General features: G+C 61.8%; 19 protein-coding genes and 2 tRNA genes. 12 read left to right on the top strand and 9 right to left on the bottom strand.

Annotation, left to right across the window (positions count from 1 at the left end; translation table 11 throughout):
• Positions 1-61 precede the first annotated feature (61 nt).
• Genes ABWV64_RS02185 through ABWV64_RS02170 form a run of 4 tightly spaced genes read right to left on the bottom strand, consistent with a single transcriptional unit; the run spans position 62 to position 3,216 of the window.
• Entirely contained in the window at positions 62-478 is a 417-nt protein-coding gene (locus ABWV64_RS02185) for a DUF934 domain-containing protein (RefSeq protein WP_353342638.1), read from the bottom strand.
• Entirely contained in the window at positions 475-1,260 is a 786-nt protein-coding gene (locus ABWV64_RS02180; protein WP_353342637.1) for a phosphoadenylyl-sulfate reductase, read from the bottom strand. The genes ABWV64_RS02185 and ABWV64_RS02180 overlap by 4 nt, the downstream gene beginning before the upstream one ends.
• Positions 1,250-2,914 carry a nitrite/sulfite reductase gene (locus ABWV64_RS02175; RefSeq protein WP_353342636.1) on the bottom strand — a complete coding sequence of 555 codons (1,665 nt, stop codon included), beginning with the start codon at positions 2,912-2,914 and terminating at the stop codon, positions 1,250-1,252. The genes ABWV64_RS02180 and ABWV64_RS02175 overlap by 11 nt, the downstream gene beginning before the upstream one ends.
• Entirely contained in the window at positions 2,914-3,216 is a 303-nt protein-coding gene (locus tag ABWV64_RS02170) for a DUF2849 domain-containing protein (RefSeq protein WP_353342635.1), read from the bottom strand. Before ABWV64_RS02170 ends, ABWV64_RS02175 begins: the two co-directional genes overlap by 1 nt.
• A 181-nt stretch (positions 3,217-3,397) precedes the next feature.
• Here ABWV64_RS02170 and ABWV64_RS02165 point away from each other — a divergent pair, with 181 nt between their 5' ends.
• Positions 3,398-3,859 carry an Lrp/AsnC family transcriptional regulator gene (locus ABWV64_RS02165; protein WP_353342634.1) on the top strand — a complete coding sequence of 154 codons (462 nt, stop codon included), beginning with the start codon at positions 3,398-3,400 and terminating at the stop codon, positions 3,857-3,859.
• Between the two features lie 51 nt (positions 3,860-3,910).
• Here the strand turns inward: ABWV64_RS02165 and ABWV64_RS02160 are convergent, their stop codons facing one another.
• A complete protein-coding gene (locus ABWV64_RS02160; RefSeq protein WP_353342633.1) occupies positions 3,911-5,101 on the bottom strand; it encodes a cytochrome P450 in 1,191 nt (396 codons plus the stop codon).
• 73 nt (positions 5,102-5,174) lie between these two features.
• Here ABWV64_RS02160 and ABWV64_RS02155 point away from each other — a divergent pair, with 73 nt between their 5' ends.
• From ABWV64_RS02155 to ABWV64_RS02120, 8 genes are all read left to right on the top strand, one after another.
• Positions 5,175-7,130 (top strand): sensor histidine kinase, encoded by a 1,956-nt coding sequence (locus tag ABWV64_RS02155; protein WP_353342632.1) that lies wholly within the window; start codon positions 5,175-5,177, stop codon positions 7,128-7,130.
• Positions 7,127-8,359: a sigma-54-dependent transcriptional regulator gene (locus ABWV64_RS02150; protein WP_353344458.1), complete on the top strand. Its 1,233-nt coding sequence runs from the start codon at positions 7,127-7,129 to the stop codon at positions 8,357-8,359. Before ABWV64_RS02155 ends, ABWV64_RS02150 begins: the two co-directional genes overlap by 4 nt.
• Positions 8,360-8,622: 263 nt before the next feature.
• Positions 8,623-9,624 carry a DctP family TRAP transporter solute-binding subunit gene (locus ABWV64_RS02145; RefSeq protein WP_353342631.1) on the top strand — a complete coding sequence of 334 codons (1,002 nt, stop codon included), beginning with the start codon at positions 8,623-8,625 and terminating at the stop codon, positions 9,622-9,624.
• A 142-nt stretch (positions 9,625-9,766) separates the two neighbouring features.
• Complete coding sequence (locus ABWV64_RS02140; protein WP_353342630.1) at positions 9,767-10,450, top strand: TRAP transporter small permease; 684 nt, start codon at positions 9,767-9,769, stop codon at positions 10,448-10,450.
• Entirely contained in the window at positions 10,450-11,844 is a 1,395-nt protein-coding gene (locus ABWV64_RS02135) for a TRAP transporter large permease (RefSeq protein WP_353342629.1), read from the top strand. Before ABWV64_RS02140 ends, ABWV64_RS02135 begins: the two co-directional genes overlap by 1 nt.
• A 226-nt stretch (positions 11,845-12,070) precedes the next feature.
• Positions 12,071-12,147: transfer RNA gene (locus ABWV64_RS02130), tRNA-Asp, on the top strand.
• Between the two features lie 34 nt (positions 12,148-12,181).
• A tRNA-Asp gene (locus tag ABWV64_RS02125) sits at positions 12,182-12,258 on the top strand.
• Between the two features lie 119 nt (positions 12,259-12,377).
• Positions 12,378-12,527 (top strand): hypothetical protein, encoded by a 150-nt coding sequence (locus ABWV64_RS02120; protein ID WP_353342628.1) that lies wholly within the window; start codon positions 12,378-12,380, stop codon positions 12,525-12,527.
• A 56-nt stretch (positions 12,528-12,583) separates the two neighbouring features.
• Here ABWV64_RS02120 and ABWV64_RS02115 read toward each other — a convergent pair whose 3' ends face one another.
• Positions 12,584-13,462, bottom strand: a complete 879-nt coding sequence (locus ABWV64_RS02115) for an alpha/beta fold hydrolase (RefSeq protein WP_353342626.1) — start codon at positions 13,460-13,462, stop codon at positions 12,584-12,586.
• 3 nt (positions 13,463-13,465) lie between these two features.
• Positions 13,466-14,863, bottom strand: coding sequence for a M20/M25/M40 family metallo-hydrolase (locus tag ABWV64_RS02110; RefSeq protein ID WP_353342625.1), 1,398 nt, complete (start codon positions 14,861-14,863; stop codon positions 13,466-13,468).
• 274 nt (positions 14,864-15,137) lie between these two features.
• Between ABWV64_RS02110 and hemA the strand changes: the two genes are divergently transcribed.
• The 3 genes from hemA (at position 15,138) to ispG (ending at position 19,041) form a co-directional block, all read left to right on the top strand.
• Complete coding sequence (gene hemA, locus ABWV64_RS02105; RefSeq protein ID WP_353342623.1) at positions 15,138-16,361, top strand: 5-aminolevulinate synthase; 1,224 nt, start codon at positions 15,138-15,140, stop codon at positions 16,359-16,361.
• Positions 16,362-16,470: 109 nt separating this feature from the next.
• A complete protein-coding gene (locus ABWV64_RS02100; protein WP_353342622.1) occupies positions 16,471-17,736 on the top strand; it encodes a helix-turn-helix domain-containing protein in 1,266 nt (421 codons plus the stop codon).
• Between the two features lie 165 nt (positions 17,737-17,901).
• Positions 17,902-19,041, top strand: coding sequence for a flavodoxin-dependent (E)-4-hydroxy-3-methylbut-2-enyl-diphosphate synthase (gene ispG / locus ABWV64_RS02095; RefSeq protein ID WP_353342621.1), 1,140 nt, complete (start codon positions 17,902-17,904; stop codon positions 19,039-19,041).
• Between the two features lie 2 nt (positions 19,042-19,043).
• On the opposite strand, the gene ABWV64_RS02090 is transcribed toward ispG, so the two are convergent.
• Positions 19,044-19,580, bottom strand: a complete 537-nt coding sequence (locus tag ABWV64_RS02090) for a hypothetical protein (RefSeq protein ID WP_353342620.1) — start codon at positions 19,578-19,580, stop codon at positions 19,044-19,046.
• 4 nt (positions 19,581-19,584) lie between these two features.
• Positions 19,585-20,334, bottom strand: a complete 750-nt coding sequence (locus tag ABWV64_RS02085) for a DsbA family protein (RefSeq protein WP_353342619.1) — start codon at positions 20,332-20,334, stop codon at positions 19,585-19,587.
• Position 20,335: the final 1 nt, after the last annotated feature.

Genomic DNA, 20,335 nt, shown 5'->3' with positions numbered 1-20,335 from the left:
GTGGTCGATAAAGGCGCGTTTGCGCCGCGTTCTAACGACATATTGCAGATGTTGAAAGTGTTCAGCGCGCCCGCAGCCGCGACTGATAGTCATGCTCTTGCCAGTTGGCGCGCGCAAGCCATTGCGGCGCGGGCTGGCGGGCGGCGAGACTGTCGTCGATTTCCACCTCGTCAAACCCCGACCGGCGCGCCATGGCGTATTGGTCGGCGATGATATGGCCCGCCGCGCGCAACCGGCCCGTATAGCCCATCAGCCGCAAGGAGCGCGCATGGGTAAACCCGCGCCCGTCGGAAAAAGCCGGAAAGGCCACGCGGATCATCGTCACGCCTTCGAGTTGTCCGGCCAAGGCGGCAACATCATCGGCGGGATTGATGTCAATCGCGCTGGTGTCGGGCAATGTGCCATCCTCGTTGAGGGGGGCGAAATTGCCGGTGAAATCATCTTGCGCAAAGCCTGCGTCGGTTACGATTACGCTCATGTATTTGCTCCTGTCCGGACCATTTTGCCATCCACGAAATGGATGCCGCATTCGGTTTTTTCTTCGCCGCGCCAACGGCCTGCACGCGGGTCTTCGCCCTCTTTGACGGGCGATGTGCAAGGCGCGCAGCCGATCGACGGGTAGCCCTTGGCGACCAAAGGATGGCGCGGCAGGCGGTTTTCCACCATATAGTTTTGAATGTCCTCGGGCGTCCAATGGGCTAAAGGGTTGACCTTGATCTGATCGCCGTCGGCCTCGAAAAATTCGAGGCTGGCGCGGGTGGCGCCCTGAAACCGTTTGCGTCCGGTGATCCAGCCGTCAAAACCGCTCAGCGACAGTTGCAAGGGCCGCGTTTTGCGCAGGTCGCAGCAAGCATCGGTCGAGCGTTGATGCAGCGTGCCATCGGGGTCTTCGGCGGCCAGCATCACCTCGGAGGCGCGCACAACGCGCAGGTCCTCAAGGCCGAGGCGTTCGCTCAGCTCGCGTTGATATTCAAGGGTTTCCTCAAACAGCATCTGCGTGTCGATAAACAGGACCGGCGTGTGTTTGTTGATCACCGACACGAGGTGCAACAAAACCACCGATTCCGCCCCAAAGGAGGAGACAAGCGCCAAGCGCCCGACATCGGGATCGCTCAGAGCGCGTTTGAGAACGGCGGTGGCGCTGTGATGCTCATAGGCGGCATTGAGCGCGGCCACGCGGGCGGCAAAGCCGTCGGCGTTTTCGCTGCCATAGCTGCGGCCCGCATCACGCGCGTGGGCGAGGCTGGCATCAGGCGGCATTGGCTTTATCCTCCGGATAGAGCGCGGCCTTGAACGGGGCCATGCCGAGGCGGCGGTAGGTCATCAAGAAGGTCTCCTCCGGCCCTTGGCGCAGTTTCAGATAGGCATGAATGACCCGCTCGACCGCGGGCACGATCTCGTCATAGGCAAATCCCGGCCCTGCGCGTTCGCCCAGCGAGGCGGTTTCGGTGCCGTCGCCGCCAAGGGTGACTTGGTAGTTTTCCACCCCCGCGCGGTCGAGACCCAAGATGCCGATATGGCCGACATGGTGGTGCCCGCAGGCATTGATGCAGCCGGAGATTTTGAGCTTCAACTCGCCAATATCATGCTCCAGCTTCAATTCGTTGAAACGGGTGCTGATTTGCTGCCCGATCGGGATCGAGCGGGCGGTGGCCAGCGCGCAATAATCCATGCCGGGGCAGACGATCATATCGGAAATCAGCCCGATATTCGCCGCCGCCAGACGCGCCTGTTTGAGCGCGGCGTGCAGCGCAGGCAGATCGCCGCGATGCACATGGGGCAAGATCACGTTTTGCTCGTGGCTGATGCGCAATTCGTCATGGGCATATTGCTCGGCCAGATCGGCCATGGTCGCCATCTGCTCTGCCGTTGCATCCCCTGGCGTTTCGCCGTGGTTCTTGATCGAGATCGACACAATCGCGTAATCGGCGTTGCGATGCGCGGTGATATTGGTATCGACCCATGCGCGGAACACCGGATCATTGGCATAGGCCGCATCATAGGCGTCGGTGGGCGCGGTTTTGAACTGCGGCAAGGTGAATTGCGCTTCGATGCTTTTGAGCATCTCTTGGTCGATGCCGCCAAACTGCGGGCGCAATTCGGCAAACCGCGCCTCGACCAATTCTTGCATCTTTTCAAGGCCGTTTTCATGCACGGTGATCTTGATGCGGGCTTTGTATTTGTTGTCGCGGCGGCCAAGGATGTTCCACACCGAAACGCAGGCCTCTAGATAGGGCAGCAAATCCGCCTTGGGCAGGAACTCGCGGATCACCTTGCCGATCATCGGGGTGCGGCCCAAGCCGCCGCCGATGATGACTTCGAAACCCTCTTTGCCGTCCTGCTCGACCATGCGCAGCCCGATGTCATGGGCGCGGGTGACGGCGCGGTCATTGGGGCTGCCGGTGATGGCGATTTTGAATTTGCGCGGCAGGAACTGGAATTCGGGGTGATCGGTGGACCATTGGCGGATCAATTCGGCCACAGGGCGCGGATCGGCGATCTCGTCGGCGGCGGCGCCAGCGAAATGATCGGCGGTGGTGTTGCGGATCGTGTTGCCCGAGGTCTGGATCGCGTGCAGACCAACCTCGCCAAGCGCATCCAAGATGTCCGGCACATCGTTCAGCTTGGGCCAGTTATACTGGATGTTCTGGCGGGTGGTGAAATGGCCGTAGCCCTTATCCCACTTGGCCGCGATCATGCCCAATTGGCGCATTTGCGCGCTCGACAAGGTGCCGTAGGGCACGCAGACCCGCAACATGTAGGCATGCAATTGCAGATACAGCCCGTTCATCAGGCGCAGCGGGCGGAACTCTTCTTCGGTCAGCGATCCGTCGATCCGGCGCTCGACCTGCGCGCGAAACTGCGCATTGCGTTCGGCCAAAAAGGCTTTGTCGAATTCGTTATAGCTATACATCAGTTCAGCTCCACCTGTTTGCCGTGGGCATAGTTCGAGGGGCCGGTGCGGCGGAAGTCTTCGCGAAAATGCACCGGTTCGGGGCCGTTCTCGCCCGCTTTCATATCGGTCAGATAGGCGCCTACAACGCTCGATTGCTGCGCCTCGGCCACGGCAAGGCGGGCGGCGGCCAGATCGGCGTCGGTCAAAAGCTCGGCCTCGGCCAGATCGCGGCTCCAGCGGCCATCGGCGCATTGATAGATCACATCGCCCTCAAGGAGCGCATTGGCGGTGACGACTTTTGGCGTGAAGGGGCGGGCCATTGTGGACCTCCTGCTTTGGCGATTGGCTTGGCATTGGGCCCCGAGGGTTCGGGGCGTTTGACCTTTGCTGCAATATAGGAAATATTCCCACCTTAGCGCCAGATGGGCGGGGAATTAAGAACGTGGTTCCGGCTTACTGCAGCCGCAGGGGCCAAGTTCCACGGATAGAGGGAAAAGCGTGATGACAGTCCGCCTAGACGACACAGACCGGAAAATCCTTTCGCAGTTGCAGCGCGACGCGGGGCAGTCTTTGGACGAAATCGCGCGTCAAGTGGGGTCGAGCAAGACCCCCGTGTGGAACCGGATTCGCAAGATGCGCGACGCGGGGATCATCGGCCAGCAGACGTTTTTGCTCGATGCCGAGGCGCTTGGATTTGAGGCCTGTTTCTTTGTGCTGATCCGCACCTCCGAGCATGAGGCAGAATGGCAGGCGGCGTTTCTCAAGGCGCTCAACGAGCGGCCCGAGGTGCAAGAGGCGCACCGTTTGGCAGGCGATATCGATTATATCCTCAAGGTGCGGGTGCAAAATGCGCGCGCCTATGACGCCTTTTATCAGGCGCTGATTTCCGAGGTGAAAGTGCATAATGTGACCGCGCTTTTGTCGATGGAAGAGATCAAATCCACGACGATGTTGCCGCTCTGATCAGCCGCAGCATCGGCCCGTGACCTCGGCCCGTGACCTCAGGCCGTGACCTCAGGCCGAAACCATCACGCGCTCAAGCCCGTGGAAATGATAGGCGTCGCGGTAGCGCGGCACCTCGCGCAGGCGCAAATCGGGGCAGCGCTCCAGCAAGACCCGCAGCGCGATTTGCATCTCGAGCCGCGCCAGCGGAGCGCCGAGGCAAAAATGCAAACCGCCGCCAAATGCGCTGTTCATTTGCACCTTGCGGTTCGGGATAAAACATTCGCCATCGGGCCAGATCTCTTCGTCGCGCCCCGCAGAGCCGAGGATCAAGGCGACCTGATCGCCGCGGCCGAAGCGATGCCCGAAAACCTCCATGTCTTCATAGGCATAGCGGGTGAATTTATGCAGCGGCGGATCATAGCGCAGCAGCTCTTCGACGCTGGCCTCAATGGCCTGTGCGCTGCAATGGGCGCGGGCGCCTTGGTGCTGCAACAGCACCGAAACCGCATTGCCAAGGCTGTGCACCGTGGCCTCATGGCCCGCGTTCAACAGCAAGATGCAGGTCGAAATCAACTCGGCGCGGCTGAGCTTTTCGCCCGCCTCTTCGGCGGCAATCAGGGCGGTGATCAAATCGGGCCGCGGATCGCCGCGCCGTGCGTCGATGTAATCGCTCAGATAGGCGGAAAATGCCTGCGCGGCGGCGACGGCTTCGGCTTCCATTCGGGCGCTGCGGCCCGCGATATACATTTGCACCATGGCGTTGGACCACGCCAAGAGCCTGTCGGCATCGCGCTCGGGCACGCCCAAAAGTCGCGCGATGATGATCACGGGGATCGGCGTGGCATAGGCGGGCAGCAGATCAAAGCTGCCGGCGGGAAACCCGTCGATCAAGCGGTGGCACAGGGCCTCGATCTCGCCAGCCATCCCAGCGATGCGCCGCGAGGTGAAGGCACGCAGCACTTGGGCGCGCAGGCGCGTGTGGCGCGGCGGCTCCAGTTCCAGCATCGAATGCGCCTCGATCTCATAGAAGGGCGCAAGGGCGGCGGGGATCGGCGGCGCAAATCCTTGCGGCGGGGTGCGGCCAAAGCGGCGGTCGCGCAAAATCGACTGCACGGCCTCATGGGTGAAGGCCGCCGCCATGCCGTAGTCGTGCCAAAGCGGCAATCCGCCTTGCCGCTCTGCGGCGCGGGCACGGGCGTAAAAGCCGTAGGGGTTTTGCACAAAGGCGGGATCGGTGGGGGATTGGTGCAGCACGGTCATGGATGTTTTTCGCGCGGCCCGCTGGTCAAGGCAAGGGGGCTTGCGATAGTTTGGGCGCGATGAGGGATATGTCATGACATCGGGTGGGCGCTCTGGCGGCGCGGCGCAGGCGGGCGAGGCGCGCGGCGGGCTGCGGCTTTTGGCGCTGCTCGGCGCGCTCTGTGCGGTGGCGCTGATGGGGGCGGCGATCTGGCGCTCCTCCGAGCAGCAGGCCTTGGCGGGCATCGCCCAAAAAGGCAGGGCCGATCTGGCGCTGGCCTCGGACCGCATCACCTCGCAACTCAAACGATATCAAGAGCTTGCCGTATTGATGGCCGATCATCCGGTTCTGGCCGATTTGGCCGGAGGCGGGGCCGCCGAGCGTGATGCGGCGCGCGCCCTTTTGACGGCGGCGGCGGATAAAACGGCGGCGCTTGATCTGGCCTTTGCCGATCCTTCGGGGCGGATTTTGGCGCGGGCCACGCGCGGGCGCGCGGCGGCGCAACTTGACTTGCGGCGCAGCGATTATTTTGCCCGCGCGATGCAGGGCGCGCTTGGCACGGGGCATGGGGCCTACGGGCGCGGGGCGGTGGATATGCCCGACCCCTCCGATGCCGATGGGGCGCAGCAAAGCGTGGATCGTCCGCAGCGGGCCTATTTCTACGCCGCGCCGCAGTTTGCGCCCCAAGGCCACGTGGCGGGCGCCTTGGTCGTGGTGGTCAATATCGACATGATGGAATGGGATTGGATCGGCGGCAATCCGGCGGTCTATTTCCTTGACGAAGCGGGCGAGGTCTTCATGTCCAACCGCAGGGAATTGCTGTTCTGGCAGGAGGGGGCGCAGGGCGCTTTGATCGCGCCGCAGGTGGCACAGAGGGCGATGGAGCAGGCGGCGGGGCAAGCGGTCGGGCAGGTGTCTGCTCTGGCGTCAGGGGAGGCGGGGCAAGACGGGCCAAGCGCGCGCCATGTGCCGCGCGGCAGCTATGATTTGTGGCGCCTTGAGTGGGGGCCCTATCTGCCCGCGCGCGCCATGGCGCTCAGCCGTGATCTGCCGGTGATCGGATTGCGTGCGGTCGCGATGGTCGATGCGGCACCCGCGCGGCGGATCGCGTGGCTGCAAACGGGGGTATTTTTGGCGCTGTGCTTTGGATTTGCGGCGATGCTGGTGCCGGTGATGGCGCGGCGGCGCGTCTTGGCGCGGGCCAATGCGCAGCTGGAGCGGCGGGTGGCGCGGCGCACCCGCGAATTGTCGGGCACCAATGCCGCCCTGCGCCGCGAGGTGGCCGAACGCATTGCCGCCGAGGCGGCGCTCAAACAGGCGCAGGCGGAATTGGTGCAGGCCGAAAAACTGTCGGCGCTGGGACAGATGTCGGCGGGGATCAGCCATGAATTGAACCAGCCCTTGATGGCGATCCAGCAGTTTGCCGAAAACGGCGCGCTTTTGCTGCAAAAGGGCAAGGCGGATGTCGCGGGCGAAAACCTTGGCCGGATATCGGCCTTGGCGGCGCGGGCGGCGCGGATCATCAAGAACCTGCGCGCCTTTGCCCGCAACGAAAGCGAGCCGGTGGTTAAGGTGGACCTTGTGCAAGTGATTGATACGGCTGTCGAAATGACGCAGGCGCGGCGCGAGAGCGACGGCGTGGTCTGTGATTGGCAAAGCGGCGCGCGCGCGCCGATCTATGTGCGTGGCGGCGAGGTGCGCTTGGTGCAGGTCTTTGTCAATCTGATCACCAATGCCGCCGATGCGATGTCGGGCGCGGACGGCGGGCGTATCGAGATCACCATCGAGCAGGGCGCGCGCCTCAAGGTGCGGCTGCACGACACGGGTCCGGGGATCAAGGACCCCGAGAAGATATTCGAGCCGTTCTATTCCACCAAAACCGTGGGCGAGGGCGCGCCCGACGCCGACGGCATGGGTTTGGGCCTGTCCATCTCTTACGGCTTGGTGCAAAGCTTTGGCGGACAGATCAGCGGCGCGAATGCGGCGCAAGGCGGCGCGGTGTTCACCGTTGAGCTTGAGCAATGGCAAGACGCGGAGGCGGCGGCATGACGCGGCGGGTTTTATGTGTGGATGACGACGCGGCGGTGCGCGAGGCCCTGCGCCAGACGCTCGAACTGGGCGATCTGGTGCCGCAGGTCGCGGGCAGCTTCATCGAAGCTAAGGACCATATCACCCCCGCCTTTGACGGGGTGATTTTGTCCGATATCCGCATGCCGGGGCGCGACGGGTTCCATTTGCTTGCGTTTACGCAGGGCGTGGATGCGGAATTGCCGGTGATCCTTTTGACCGGCGAGGGGGATATTCCGATGGCGGTGCGGGCCATGGGGCAGGGGGCTTTCGGCTTTTTGGAAAAACCTTGCAGCCCTGCGGATTTGCTGGCCGAGGTGGAGCGGGCGCTCAAAACCCGCGCTTTGGTTTTGGAAAACCGCCGTTTGAAGGCACAGTTGCAAACCGGTGATCCGGCGGCGCGGATGCTGTTCGGCACCTCTCAAACCTCGGAGGCGCTGCGCGATGCGGTGCGCCAAGTGGCGCAAACACAGGCCGAAGTCTTGATCTTCGGGCCGCCGGGATCGGGGACATCCAAGGTCGCCGAGGTGATCCATTTGATGTCCGCACAGGCCAAAGCGCCCTTCGTCAAACGCGGCGCGGCGGGGCTGACGCGCGCCGATCTGGCGGCGACCTTCGAGGCGGCGGAGGGCGGCAGCCTTTATCTGGACGAGATCGGCACCTTGCCGCGCGAGGCGCAATTCTTGCTCCTCGATCTGATGGACAGCGGCGCGCGGGTGCGCATCATGGCGGGGACCACGCGCGATCTGGCTGCCGATGTGGGTGCGGGGCAAATCAGCGCCGATCTCTATTACCGGCTGGAGGTAACGCGGGTGCATATCCCGTCCTTGGCCGAGCGCCCCGAAGACATCGCGCCGATGTTTCGCCAATATGTGGCCCAAGCCGCCGAACAGGCGGGCCTTGCCGCGCCCGAGGTCACATCCGAGGTCATCGCCGGATTGATGGCGCGCGACTGGCCGGGCAATGCGCGCGCGCTGATGAGCGAGGCGATGCGCTTTGTGTTGGGCGTGGGGCAAGCGGCGGCAGGGGGCGAGGCCACGGAATTGGGCCTCGCGCAGCAAATGGCGCAGGTGGAAAGCTCGCTTTTGGTTGCGGCCCTGCGCCGCGCAGAGGGGCGCGCCAGCGTCGCCGCCAAGGAGCTCAAGCTGCCGCGCAAAACATTTTATGACAAGCTGGCGCGTTTTGGCCTGCGGGCCGAGGATTACCGGTAGAGCATGGTTAACCCTTTGTGCGAATTTTCGCACAAAGCGCGGGCGGGCCTGTGCGGCTTTTCGCACATTGCCGCGCTGCGGCATGGCGCGGTCTCGCGATTGCCGCCTCTATCTATCTGTAAAATATGGATTAATGAGGGTCTCGTCGCGGGGCGATCACGGGGGCTTGAGCTTGCGCTGGCAAAAGCGAATCCTCTCTTCATCCCGCGTGGCCGCTTTGGCTTCGCGTTGATCACTTGTCTCAAAGAGGGAGGAGACCCCAAATGAAATTTATCACCGCAGCCGCCACCGCATTGGCGCTCACCGTGACCGCAGGCGCGGCCACTGCCGCCTGTGATGATGGCGAAATCGTCATCAAGTTCAGCCATGTCACCAACACCGACAAGCACCCCAAAGGCATCGCCGCCTCCTTGCTTGAGCAGCGTGTGAATGACGAGATGAACGGCAAGGCCTGCATGGAGGTCTATCCGAACTCCACGCTTTATGATGACAACAAGGTTCTCGAAGCGATGCTGCAAGGCGATGTGCAACTGGCCGCGCCCTCCTTGTCGAAATTCGAGCAGTTCACCAAACAGTTCCGCCTCTTCGATCTGCCCTTCATGTTCAAGAACATCGATGCGGTTGACGCCTTCCAGAACTCCGACAACGGTCAGGCGATGCTCGACTCGATGCAGCGCCGCGGCCTGCAGGGTCTGGCGTTTTGGCACAATGGCATGAAGCAGATGTCGGCGAACAAGCCTTTGGTGCTGCCCTCCGATGCCAACGGTCTCAAATTCCGCGTGCAATCTTCGGATGTGCTTGTCGCGCAAATGGAAGCCATCGGCGGCAGCCCCCAGAAAATGGCCTTCTCCGAAGTTTACGGCGGTTTGCAGCAGGGCGTTGTGGACGGTCAGGAAAACACATGGTCGAACATCTACGGCAAGAAGTTTTTCGAGGTTCAGGACGGCACGACCGAAACCAACCACGGCGTGATCGACTATCTCGTGGTGACCAATGTGGATTGGCTCGAAACGCTTGATGCGGATGTGCGTGACCAATTCCTCACCATCCTCAAAGAGGTGACCGAGACCCGCAACAAGGAAAGCTTTGCCGTCAACCAGCAAGCGCGCCAAGCGGTGCTGGATGCGGGCGGCGTGATCCGCGAATTGACGCCCGAGCAGCGTCAGGCATGGGTGGACGTGATGATGCCGGTATGGGCGCAATTCGCCGGTGACGTGGGTCAGGATATGATCGACGCGGCGCAGGCCATCAACGCGACGCACTAAGGCGCCAAGCGCCGCCTTGCCTCTCGCAAGGTGCAAAATGAAACGGGGCGGGCCGCGCAAATGGCCCGCCTTTTTCAAACCACGAAACACCCAAAATAAAACGGGGAGGGACGAGATGCATCCGCATCCGAGTGAAAGCCTCATGGACCGGCTCGAGGAGACGCTGATCGCGGTTCTCATGGGGCTGATGACCATGGTCACCTTTATCAATGTGGTCGTGCGCAAGCTGTTTTACAACGATCCGCCCGCCGTGATCGAATGGATGAAGCTTGAAAATATCGGCCTTTGGGGCGGCGAATTGACGGTGTTCATGTTCGCGTGGCTCGGGCTGCTCGGCGCCTCCTATGCGGTCAAGAAAAACGCCCATCTGGGCGTGGATGCGATCATCGATCTGTTCGGCACCAAAACCCGCCGCCGGATTGCTCTGTTCGTGGTTGCGGTCTGTTTGACCTATACGTTTTTGCTGCTCAAAGGGTCGTGGGATTATTGGGCGAATTTCGCCAATCTGCCCGCCACCGAGGGACGTTGGTTCCCGCTGGGCTTTGAAGAGAAATTCCGCCCCAAGGGCTGGTATGCGGTCGATAGCGTGCCCAATCCTGGCGCTTTGAAATGGCTCGAAGGCATCTTTAACGAGGGCGAGACCTACGACAAGCTGCCACGGCTTGTGCCCTATCTGGCGCTGCCTTTGTCGATGGCGCTGCTCTTGCTGCGCTTTGTGCAGGCGGGGCAATTGGTTTGGGCGGGGCGCCAGGACCGGCTTGTCGCCAGCCATGAAGTCGAAGACGAAATCCAAGAAATTCGCGAACAACGCGGGGAGTTTAACTGATGGAAGTGTTCCTTCTCTTCGTATTGATCGTCGGCCTGATGCTGGTCGGCGTGCCGATCGCGGTCAGCCTTGGCATGTCGTCGATCCTGTTCTTGCTGGTCTATTCGGACAGCTCGCTGGCCTCTATCGCGCAAACGCTCTTTGCCGCCTTCGAGGGTCATGCGACCTTGCTTGCGATCCCGTTCTTCATTCTGGCCTCGTCGTTCATGTCGACGGGGGGCGTGGCGCAACGGATCATCCGGTTTTCCATCGCCTGCGTCGGGCATTTGCGCGGCGGGTTGGCGATTGCGGGTGTGTTCGCCTGTATGCTTTTTGCGGCTTTGTCGGGCTCTTCTCCGGCGACCGTGGTGGCCATCGGATCGATCGTCATCGCGGCGATGCGTCAGGCCGGATATACCAAGGAATTCGCCGCAGGCGTGATTTGTAATGCGGGCACATTGGGGATTTTGATCCCGCCGAGCATCGTCATGGTGGTTTATGCCGCTGCGGTTGAGGTTTCGGTGGGGCGGATGTTCCTCGCCGGTGTGATTCCGGGGATCATGGCTGGGGTCATGTTGATGATCGCCATCTACATCATGGCGCGGATCAAGAACATGCCCAAAGGCGAATGGGCCGGATGGGGCGAGATTGGCGCATCTTTCAAGGATGCGGCATGGGGGCTTGGCCTGATCGTGATCATCATGGTCGGCATCTACGGCATCCCGGGCGTGACCAATGCGATTTTCACCCCGACCGAGGCCGCAGCCGTCGCGGCGGTCTATGCCTTCTTGATCGCCAGCTTCGTTTACCGCGATATGGGGCCCTTGTCGGGCAAGGATGGCGGGGGCAATGTCTCGCTCTTGTCCAAACCGCTTGCCCTGCTCACCGCATGGGGGCACAAGGACACGCGCCACACGCTGTTCGAGGCGGGCAAATTGACCGTCACCTTGATGTTCGTGATCGCCAACGCCTTGATCCTCAAGCATGTTTTGACCGACGAGCAAGTGCCGCAGCATGTCGCCAACGCGATGCTCTCGGCGGGCTTTGGTCCCGTGATGTTCTTGATTGTGGTCAATGTGATCTTGCTCATCGGCGGGCAGTTCATGGAGCCGTCGGGCCTTTTGGTCATCGTCGCGCCGCTGGTCTTCCCGATTGCGATCGAGCTGGGCATTGATCCGATCCATCTGGGCATCATCATGGTGGTGAATATGGAAATTGGCATGATCACGCCGCCGGTGGGGCTGAACCTCTTTGTCACCTCGGGCGTGGCGGGGATGCCGATGATGGCGGTGGTGCGGGCGGCTTTGCCCTTCCTTGCCGTGCTCTTCGTCTTCTTGATTATGGTGACATACATTCCGGCGATCTCGACCTATCTGCCCAATATGATCATGGGGCCGGAGATCATCACCAAATAGGACCGCGGCCTTAACCGGCGGTCATTATCGAACAAGATTGCGGCGCCTCGAAACGGGGCGCCGCGATGCGTTCAAGGGCGCGCGATTGCCCGCGCAAACCCCTTGTTTTCCGGCACTTTGATTGCTTCTCGGAAAAGGTGACAAATTTCTTGTCATTGATGCTTGACGGGGCAGGGGCTTGGGCCTAGAACGCCCTTCACGTTCGAAGGCTTTCGGACGGCAGCGAGCGGTTGTAGCTCAGTTGGTTAGAGTACCGGCCTGTCACGCCGGGGGTCGCGGGTTCGAGTCCCGTCAACCGCGCCATCGCTGCCCAAGATAAGCCCACGCAAACGTATGCGCGGTTGTAGCTCAGTTGGTTAGAGTACCGGCCTGTCACGCCGGGGGTCGCGGGTTCGAGTCCCGTCAACCGCGCCACTTTCCCCAAGGTCCAGAATTTGATCTTCGCAGCGCCGCCCGATTTTTTGGTCGCAATGGGATATATTCTTCGCAACCGCTATCCGGCGCGGGGTGTTTTGCTGTGAAGGGCCTGCCCGATGCAACGCCTTGGCCGATTGCCGTTTTTTACCGTTTTGCTGCTGTGCTCGGCGGTGGGCCTCGTGCTCTTCGCGCCCGAGCCGCATGATTGGGAAAAGCGCAAGATGCTGGCGGCGGGGCAGTTCCGCGCGCCGATGGATCATCTTTGATCTGGCCCTGCTTGGGGCACCTTGGGCGGTGTTGGCGCTCAAGGGGCTGCGCGCGATTAGCTGGGCAAAAACGCCTTGAGCGCCGCAAGGGTCGCAGCGGGATTGGTGTCGGGAAAGAAATGCCCGCCGGTGATCGCCTCGGCGCGCATATCGGTGCAGCGCGCGGCCCATGTGGCGGGCACGTCATAGGCCGAGGCCATCGCGCCCTCGGCCCCGTATAGCACCAAGGCGGGGCAGGTGACGGGGCGCGCCAGATCTGCCGCGTCATGATCGAAATCGACCGCAAGCGCGGCGCGGTAATCGTTGCACATGCCGCCCGTCACCGCCGGATCACGCCATGCCGCGCGGTAGGCCTCCAATTGCGCCGGATCGAAATCCTCCAGCCGCGCCGCGCCCCAGCCCAACAGGCAGCTTTCGTAAAACGCATCCGGATCATGCAAGATCATGGTTTCGGGAAAGGGCGCGGGCTGGGCCAGAAAAAACCAGTGGTAATAGCCTTTGGCCACATGGCGGTTCAGATCGTCCAGCAGCAGATGCGTCGGCACGATATCCATCACGGTGAGGGAGCGGATGCGCTCGGGCGCGTCCAGAGCCATGCGATGGGCGGTGCGCGCGCCGCGATCATGGCCGACCAGATCGAAGCGCCTGTGCCCAAGATGGCTCATCAACCCCAAGAGATCGGCCCCCATGGCGCGAAAGCTGTGCTCTGGCATGGTTTGCGGTTTTTCCGAGGCGCCATAACCGCGCAGATCGGCGCAGATCACGCGGCGGTCCTTGGCCAGCTCGGGCGCGATATGGCCCCACATGGCGCGGGTTTGCGGAAAGCCGTGCAGCAACAGGAGGGGCGGCAGGGCGCCGCCGTCAGGCCCGCCGATGCTATAGGCGACGCGCGCGCCGTCTATGGTGGCGATATGAGCGGTGAAGCCTTGGATCATCTCCTAGGTCTTCGCGCTCAGCGCGGCCAGAACCCGCGCCCATGACCGCGTGCCTTTGTGAAAGCTTTCCATGTCGTATTTCTCGTTCGGGCTGTGGATCTGGTCGTCGTCCTTGCCAAAGCCGATGAGCATCGCATCCATCCCGAGGATGTCCTTGAAATAGCCGGCAATCGGGATCGAACCGCCGCAACCGATATAGGCGGCGGTGTCGGGCCATTCGTCGCTGAGCGCGCCGCGGGCGGCTTCGAAGGCGGGGTTTTGGGTGGACATGACCGAGGCAGGCGAGGCCCCGTGGCCGCGAAATTCGACCGAGCAATCGGGGGGCAGCATGGAGGTCACATGGGCGCGAAAGGCCTCGCGCAGTCTATGCGGGTCTTGCCCGCCGACGAGGCGAAAGCTGATCTTGGCGCTGGCGCGGGCGGGCAGCACGGTTTTGAACCCGTCGCCCGTGTAGCCGCCGGTGATGCCGTTGACCTCGCAGGTCGGGCGCGACCAGACCATTTCAAGCGCCGTGCGGCCCACCTCGCCCGCAGGGGTCGACAGGCCCACATCGCCCAAAAAGGCCTTTTCGTCAAAGCTGAGCGCTTCCCATTGCGCGGCGATATCTTCGGGCAACTCCTCGATGCCGTCATAAAATCCGGGCACGGTGATGCGGCCTTGCTCGTCATGCAGCGAGGCGATGACCTTGGCCAGCACGCGAATGGGATTGATCGCCGCGCCGCCAAAGAACCCCGAATGCAGGTCCTTGTCGGGGCCGGTGATGGTGATCTCTTCGCCCAGAAGGCCGCGCAGCATCGTGGTGATGGCGGGGGTTTTCGATTGGAACAACGCCGTGTCGCAAATCAGCGCGATATCGGTTTTGAGCTCTTCGGCGTTCTGCTTCATGAAGGGCACCAGCGAGGGCGAGCCTGATTCCTCCTCGCCCTCAAAGAAAAACGTGATGCGGCAGGGCAGGGTGCCATGGACCGCTTTCCACGCGCGGCAGGCCTCGACAAAGGTCATAAGTTGCCCCTTGTCGTCCGACGATCCGCGCCCGCGGATCACCGCGCCGCTCGGGCCGTTCTCAACGGCGGGTTCGAAGGGCGCAGCGTCCCATAGCTCCAGCGGGTCAACCGGTTGCACATCATAGTGGCCATAGAACAGAACATGCGGGGCGTCGCTTTGCTCGCCGATATGGCCGATGACCATCGGATGGCCTGGCGTTTTGCGAATTTCTGCTTTTGCGCCAAGGCTTTGCAAATCGCACACCAGCCAGTTTGCGGCCTCCAGACACTGCGCCTGATAGGCAGGATCGGTCGAGATCGACGGGATGCGCATCAGGTCGAGAAGCCGCGCCGTCGCCGCCTCCAGATCGGTGTCGATACGCGAGAGAACAGGGTCGAGAAGCGGGGCGGCAGCCATCGGAATTCTTCCTTTATCAGTAAGTTACCGCAGCCTAACGTGTGATGCGCCGCTGTCTAGGGTCGCTTGATCGAAATCAATGCAGCAAAACAGATGCATGTCTAAAACAGTTGCGAAATGGATGCGCGAACGGTATTCATTCATGAAATTGAATAACTGACCTTCTGGAGACATGGCGCGACGTCATAACGCGGGAAGATCGACTTTCGCGGGGTAGGACTCTCTTAAAAGATGGTCTATAGCCTCGCGGCAAGAGCAAGACGGAGGACTGCCCGTGGACTACACGGCCAAGCTGGATCAAGCCATCAATAGCCTGCACGATGAGGGCCGCTATCGGACGTTCATCGATATCGAGCGCAAGAACGGGCAATTCCCGCATGCGACTTGGACCCGTCCGGACGGGGCGGAGCAGCCGATCACCGTATGGTGTGGCAATGATTATCTTGGCATGGGGCAGCATCCGGTGGTTTTGGCCGCAATGCATGAAGCCATTGATGCGGCGGGCGCCGGATCGGGCGGCACGCGCAACATTTCCGGCACGACCGTGTATCACAAACAGCTCGAAGCCGAATTGGCCGACCTGCATGGCAAAGAGGCGGCGCTTTTGTTCACCTCGGCCTATATCGCCAATGATGCGACGCTCTCGACCCTGCCCAAGCTTTTCCCCGGTTTGATTATTTATTCGGATGAATTGAACCATGCCTCGATGATCGAAGGCGTGCGCCGCAATGGCGGGGCGAAGCGGATTTTCCGTCACAACGACGTGGCGCATCTGCGCGAATTGCTGGCGGCGGATGATCCCGCCGCGCCCAAACTGATTGCCTTCGAATCGGTCTATTCGATGGATGGCGATTTTGGCCCGATCGAAGCGATTTGCGATCTGGCCGACGAATTCGGCGCGCTGACCTATATCGACGAAGTGCATGCGGTTGGCATGTATGGTCCGCGCGGTGCGGGCGTGGCCGAACGTGACGGGCTGATGCACCGTCTGGACATCATCAACGGCACTTTGGCCAAGGCCTATGGCGTCATGGGCGGCTATATCGCGGCTTCGGAGAAAATGTGCGATGCGGTGCGCTCCTTTGCGCCCGGTTTCATTTTTACCACCTCGCTTGCGCCCGCAATTGCGGCGGGGGCGGCGGCCTCGGTCAAACACCTCAAAACCGACAGCACCCTGCGCGAGCGTCACCAGACCCAAGCCAAGATCCTCAAGACCCGCCTCAAGGGCATGGGCCTGCCGATCATTGACCACGGCAGCCATATCGTGCCGGTGATTGTGGGCGATCCGGTGCATACGCAAAAGCTCTCGGACATGCTGCTGCAAACCTACGGCATCTATGTCCAGCCGATCAATTTCCCCACCGTTCCGCGCGGCACAGAGCGGCTGCGCTTCACGCCCTCGCCGGTGCATGGGGCGGGCGAGATGGATCATCTGGTCAAGGCCATGGACGCGCTCTGGAGCCATTGTGCGCTGAATCGCGCCGAATTGGCGGGGTAGCCTGTGGATAACGTGCAATCTCGGTTGCACTGTGCTAGGCTTCGGTAAAGAAATAGCACACATCGAATCGGGGATGGTTCGTGGTGTATTCCGAAGTGGGGCAGCAGCGATGATCAGGCGCAAATTCTCGCGCAAAAAGGTCGAAGCAGACGTGGAAGAACCGCGTGGCTTTGATGCGTTCGAGTTGCGTCTTGGCGATACCATGCGCGGCGAACGGGCGACGATGGGCAAAAGCTTGCTCGACGTGCAACGCGAGCTGCGGATCAAAGCCTCCTATATCGCCGCCATCGAAAACACCGATCCGACCGCCTTTGATACGCCCGGGTTTATTGCCGGATATGTGCGCTCTTACGCGCGCTATCTGAATATGGATCCCGATGCCGCCTTTGCGCAGTTCTGCGCCGAAAGCGGATTTTCCATCGCGCATGGCATGTCGTCGGAGGCCTCCAGCCCCCGCCGCGAAGCCGCGCCTGCGCAGCGCGTCGAAAAGGACCCCTTTGGCGGTGCGAAAACGCCCTTCACCCCGATTGCCGAAAGCTTCCTGTCGCGGATCGAACCAAGCGCTGTCGGCTCGGTTCTGGTTCTGGCGCTGCTGATCGGCGGCATCGGCTATGGCGGTTACAGCGTTTTGAACGAAGTGCAGCGTGTGCAATTCGCGCCGGTTGAAAATACCCCGACCGTGCTCTCCGATCTTGACCCGCTCGATGGCGCTCTGGCTGCAAATAGCGGCCTGAGTGATGACGCAGACACGGCGCGCGCCGCCGGTGCGATGGCTTCGGGCGACACCCCGACCGGCATTTTCGCGCCGCCCGCGGCATCGCTGGACCGGCTCTATCGCCCGCAAGCTTTGGATGTACCGGTGATGGTCGCGCGTGATGCGCCGATCTCGACGCTGGACCCATCCACGATTGGCACCTTCTATGGCGAAGCCTCGCCGCGAGCGACACCCGCGCCGATGATGGCCGATGGCACGGGCGCAGGTTTGAGCGCCGATCCCGCCGCGCGCAGCAATCAAAGCGGCGTGCAGGTGGTCGAAGGCCCCGCACCCGAAGTCGTCGTTGTCGCCGCCCGTCCCGCATGGGTGCGCGTGCGCGCCGCTGATGGCACGGTGATCTTCGAAGGGATCATGAATGCGGGCGACCGCTATGCCGTGCCCGCCACTGAAGAAGCACCCACCTTGCGCGTGGGCGAATCCGGCGCAATCTATTTCGCGGTGAACGGCCAACATATCGGCCCCGCCGGACCGCGCGGCTCGGTGACGTCCAAGCTGCCGCTTTCGGTGGCCCATCTGACGCAAACCTATAGCGTGGCCAGCCTCGACAAGGATGGCGATCTGGCCCGCGTTGTGGCCGAATTGGTGCAGGCACAAAACTGAACCCGCGATGGTGCGCGCGCCCTGCTTGCCGGTTCTAAAAATATCCCCGCCGGAGGCTTCGACCTCTTCTTCGGCACCTCTCGCCAAGGTGAGTATTGCCTGATTGCAGCCCCGTGCCCAAGCGCGTATTCCTAGGGCCGAACACCTCGGTGAAAGGCCCGCCTTATGTCGCTCAATCACGTCCGCCCGTGGAAAAACATCTATCGCCGCAAGAGCCGTCAGATCATGGTCGGCAATGTGCCCGTGGGGGGCGACGCACCGATCACCGTGCAAACCATGACCAATACCGACAGCGGCGATGTGCGCGCCACGCTGGCGCAGGTGATTGCCGCCTCTGAGGCTGGCGCCGATATCGTGCGCATTTCTGCCCCCGATGTGGCCGCGACCACGGCGCTCAAAGAAATCTGCCGCGAAAGCCCCGTGCCGATCGTCGCGGATATCCATTTCCATTACAAACGCGCCATCGAGGCCGCCGAGGCTGGCGCGGCGTGCCTGCGCATCAATCCGGGCAACATCGGCGACGAGACCCGTGTCAAAGAGGTGATCAAAGCGGCCAAGGATCACGGCTGTTCGATCCGCATCGGCGTTAACGCGGGCAGCCTTGAAAAACATTTGCTTGAGAAATACGGCGAGCCATGCCCCGATGCGATGGTCGAAAGCGGGCTGGATCATATCAAAATCCTGCAAGACAATGACTTTCACGAGTTTAAAATCTCGGTCAAAGCCTCGGATGTGTTTCTCTCTGCTGCCGCTTACCAAGCCTTGGCCGAGGCCACCGATGCCCCGATCCATTTGGGCATCACCGAGGCGGGCGGGCTTATGTCCGGCACGATCAAATCGGCCATCGGGCTGGGCAACCTGCTCTGGATGGGCATTGGCGATACGATCCGCGTGTCCTTGTCTGCCGATCCGGTCGAAGAGGTCAAGGTCGGCTATGACATCCTCAAATCGCTTGGCTTGCGACACCGCGGGGTGAATATCATTTCCTGCCCGTCTTGCGCGCGCCAAGGCTTTGATGTGATCAAAACCGTCGAGGCGCTGGAAAAACGGCTTGAGCATATCAAAACCCCGATGAGCCTGTCGATCATCGGCTGTGTTGTGAATGGTCCAGGCGAGGCATTGATGACCGATGTCGGCTTTACCGGCGGCGGCGCAGGGGCGGGGATGGTCTATCTGGCGGGCAAGCAAAGCCATAAGATGAGCAACGACAAGATGATCGATCATATCGTCGAAGAGGTCGAGAAGAAGGCCGAGGCGATACAGGCCGAAATGGACGCCGAAGCCCGCGCCAGCGCGGCCGGATAGGGCTATTTGTCCAAGCGCTGCGCGATATAGCGATCCATTACCACGGCGGGCATCGCGCCGCTAAGCACCATGTTTTCAAAGACATAGGCGGGCAGGTCGGTGATCTGCATCTCGCTCAGGAAGGTCGCGGCCTCCTCGGGCATAAGGCGCCGCACGCGGATGTCATAGCGATCGGCCAAGGCGCGCAAATCCGCCTCTGCCATCTGGCAAGGCGCGCAGTCCCCAGCGCCGATCAGCGCAATCACAAGCGCAGCATCAGCCTCGCCAAATCCCTCTGCGCGCCGATCAAACAAAAGCGCCTTGTGGCGCGCGATGATCGACAGATCGGCCTCGCGGTCATCGGCATAAAGATCGGTGGGCGTGGTTGCCGATAGCGCCTGCGCGATCACCGATGGATTGGCCATCAGATAGGATTTCACCAAGGCGCCAAAGGCTTGCCGCTCGGCGGGGGTGAGCGCCGTGATATCGGTCGCGCCCATCGGCCCGCCCCAAAGGGCAAGCGCCAGAACCGCGGCAGCGCGCACAGGACGGGCGCGCATGGGATCAGTCCTTGCGCGCCTCGGCCACCAATTGCTGCATCCCGTCGAAAGGCACATAGCCGCGCAGCATCCGGTCGCCCAACACAAAGGTCGGCGTGCCTCCGATCTGCAAGCGGCCCGCCAACGCATGATTGCGCGCGATCACTTGCGTGACCTCATCGGCCTCCATCTTGTCAAGGATCGGACCCGCGTCCAGATCAAGCGCCTTGGCGATTTTCGTCAAGCTGGCGTCATTGATACCGCCCTTATGCGAGATCAACGCATCATGCGCGCCCTTATAGGCCGCATCGCCATGCAGCATCCGCACCGCAATCGCAAAGCGCGAGGAGGCGACAGAGGCCTCGCCAAGGATCGGGAATTCTTTGATAATAAAGCGGATATTGCCGTCGGTCTTGAGCAGTTTTTCCACGTCGGCCACGGCCTTGCGGCAATAGCCGCAGCGGTAATCGGTGAATTCGACCAAGGTGATGTCGCCGTCCGGATTGCCGCCAACCCAAGAGGTCGGATCGTCAAAAATGTCTTTGGCGTTGACCTTGACCATATCCACATCGGTTTGGGCCTGCGCGGCGGCTTGGCGGTCTTCGAGAGAATTGACCGCATCCATGATGACTTGCGGATTTTCCATCAAATAGGCGCGCACCTCGGCGCCAAAGGCCTCTTTCTCGGCGGGGCTCATGGCGTTGATGTCAAAGGCAAAGGCCGGTGCAGCAAGGAGCGAGGCGCTCAACAGGGCGGCGGGCAGGGTGCGGTTCATC

The sequence above is a fragment of the Litorivita sp. NS0012-18 genome, from assembly GCF_040371945.1.
GTDB lineage: Bacteria > Pseudomonadota > Alphaproteobacteria > Rhodobacterales > Rhodobacteraceae > Litorivita.
Note: the sequence above shows the minus strand (reverse complement) of the source record. Positions and strands in the feature narration are given on the sequence as shown.

What these genes read in the sequence shown, in the direction of transcription:
- ABWV64_RS02185 (WP_353342638.1), bottom strand. Translation starts at nt 478, where the DNA reads ATGAGCGTAATCGTAACCGACGCAGGCTTTGCGCAAGATGATTTCACC.
- ABWV64_RS02180 (WP_353342637.1), bottom strand. Translation starts at nt 1,260, where the DNA reads ATGCCGCCTGATGCCAGCCTCGCCCACGCGCGTGATGCGGGCCGCAGC.
- ABWV64_RS02175 (WP_353342636.1), bottom strand. Translation starts at nt 2,914, where the DNA reads ATGTATAGCTATAACGAATTCGACAAAGCCTTTTTGGCCGAACGCAAT.
- ABWV64_RS02170 (WP_353342635.1), bottom strand. Translation starts at nt 3,216, where the DNA reads ATGGCCCGCCCCTTCACGCCAAAAGTCGTCACCGCCAATGCGCTCCTT.
- ABWV64_RS02165 (WP_353342634.1), top strand. Translation starts at nt 3,398, where the DNA reads ATGACAGTCCGCCTAGACGACACAGACCGGAAAATCCTTTCGCAGTTG.
- ABWV64_RS02160 (WP_353342633.1), bottom strand. Translation starts at nt 5,101, where the DNA reads ATGACCGTGCTGCACCAATCCCCCACCGATCCCGCCTTTGTGCAAAAC.
- ABWV64_RS02155 (WP_353342632.1), top strand. Translation starts at nt 5,175, where the DNA reads ATGACATCGGGTGGGCGCTCTGGCGGCGCGGCGCAGGCGGGCGAGGCG.
- ABWV64_RS02150 (WP_353344458.1), top strand. Translation starts at nt 7,127, where the DNA reads ATGACGCGGCGGGTTTTATGTGTGGATGACGACGCGGCGGTGCGCGAG.
- ABWV64_RS02145 (WP_353342631.1), top strand. Translation starts at nt 8,623, where the DNA reads ATGAAATTTATCACCGCAGCCGCCACCGCATTGGCGCTCACCGTGACC.
- ABWV64_RS02140 (WP_353342630.1), top strand. Translation starts at nt 9,767, where the DNA reads ATGGACCGGCTCGAGGAGACGCTGATCGCGGTTCTCATGGGGCTGATG.
- ABWV64_RS02135 (WP_353342629.1), top strand. Translation starts at nt 10,450, where the DNA reads ATGGAAGTGTTCCTTCTCTTCGTATTGATCGTCGGCCTGATGCTGGTC.
- ABWV64_RS02120 (WP_353342628.1), top strand. Translation starts at nt 12,378, where the DNA reads ATGCAACGCCTTGGCCGATTGCCGTTTTTTACCGTTTTGCTGCTGTGC.
- ABWV64_RS02115 (WP_353342626.1), bottom strand. Translation starts at nt 13,462, where the DNA reads ATGATCCAAGGCTTCACCGCTCATATCGCCACCATAGACGGCGCGCGC.
- ABWV64_RS02110 (WP_353342625.1), bottom strand. Translation starts at nt 14,863, where the DNA reads ATGGCTGCCGCCCCGCTTCTCGACCCTGTTCTCTCGCGTATCGACACC.
- ABWV64_RS02100 (WP_353342622.1), top strand. Translation starts at nt 16,471, where the DNA reads ATGATCAGGCGCAAATTCTCGCGCAAAAAGGTCGAAGCAGACGTGGAA.
- ispG (WP_353342621.1), top strand. Translation starts at nt 17,902, where the DNA reads ATGTCGCTCAATCACGTCCGCCCGTGGAAAAACATCTATCGCCGCAAG.
- ABWV64_RS02090 (WP_353342620.1), bottom strand. Translation starts at nt 19,580, where the DNA reads ATGCGCGCCCGTCCTGTGCGCGCTGCCGCGGTTCTGGCGCTTGCCCTT.
- ABWV64_RS02085 (WP_353342619.1), bottom strand. Translation starts at nt 20,334, where the DNA reads ATGAACCGCACCCTGCCCGCCGCCCTGTTGAGCGCCTCGCTCCTTGCT.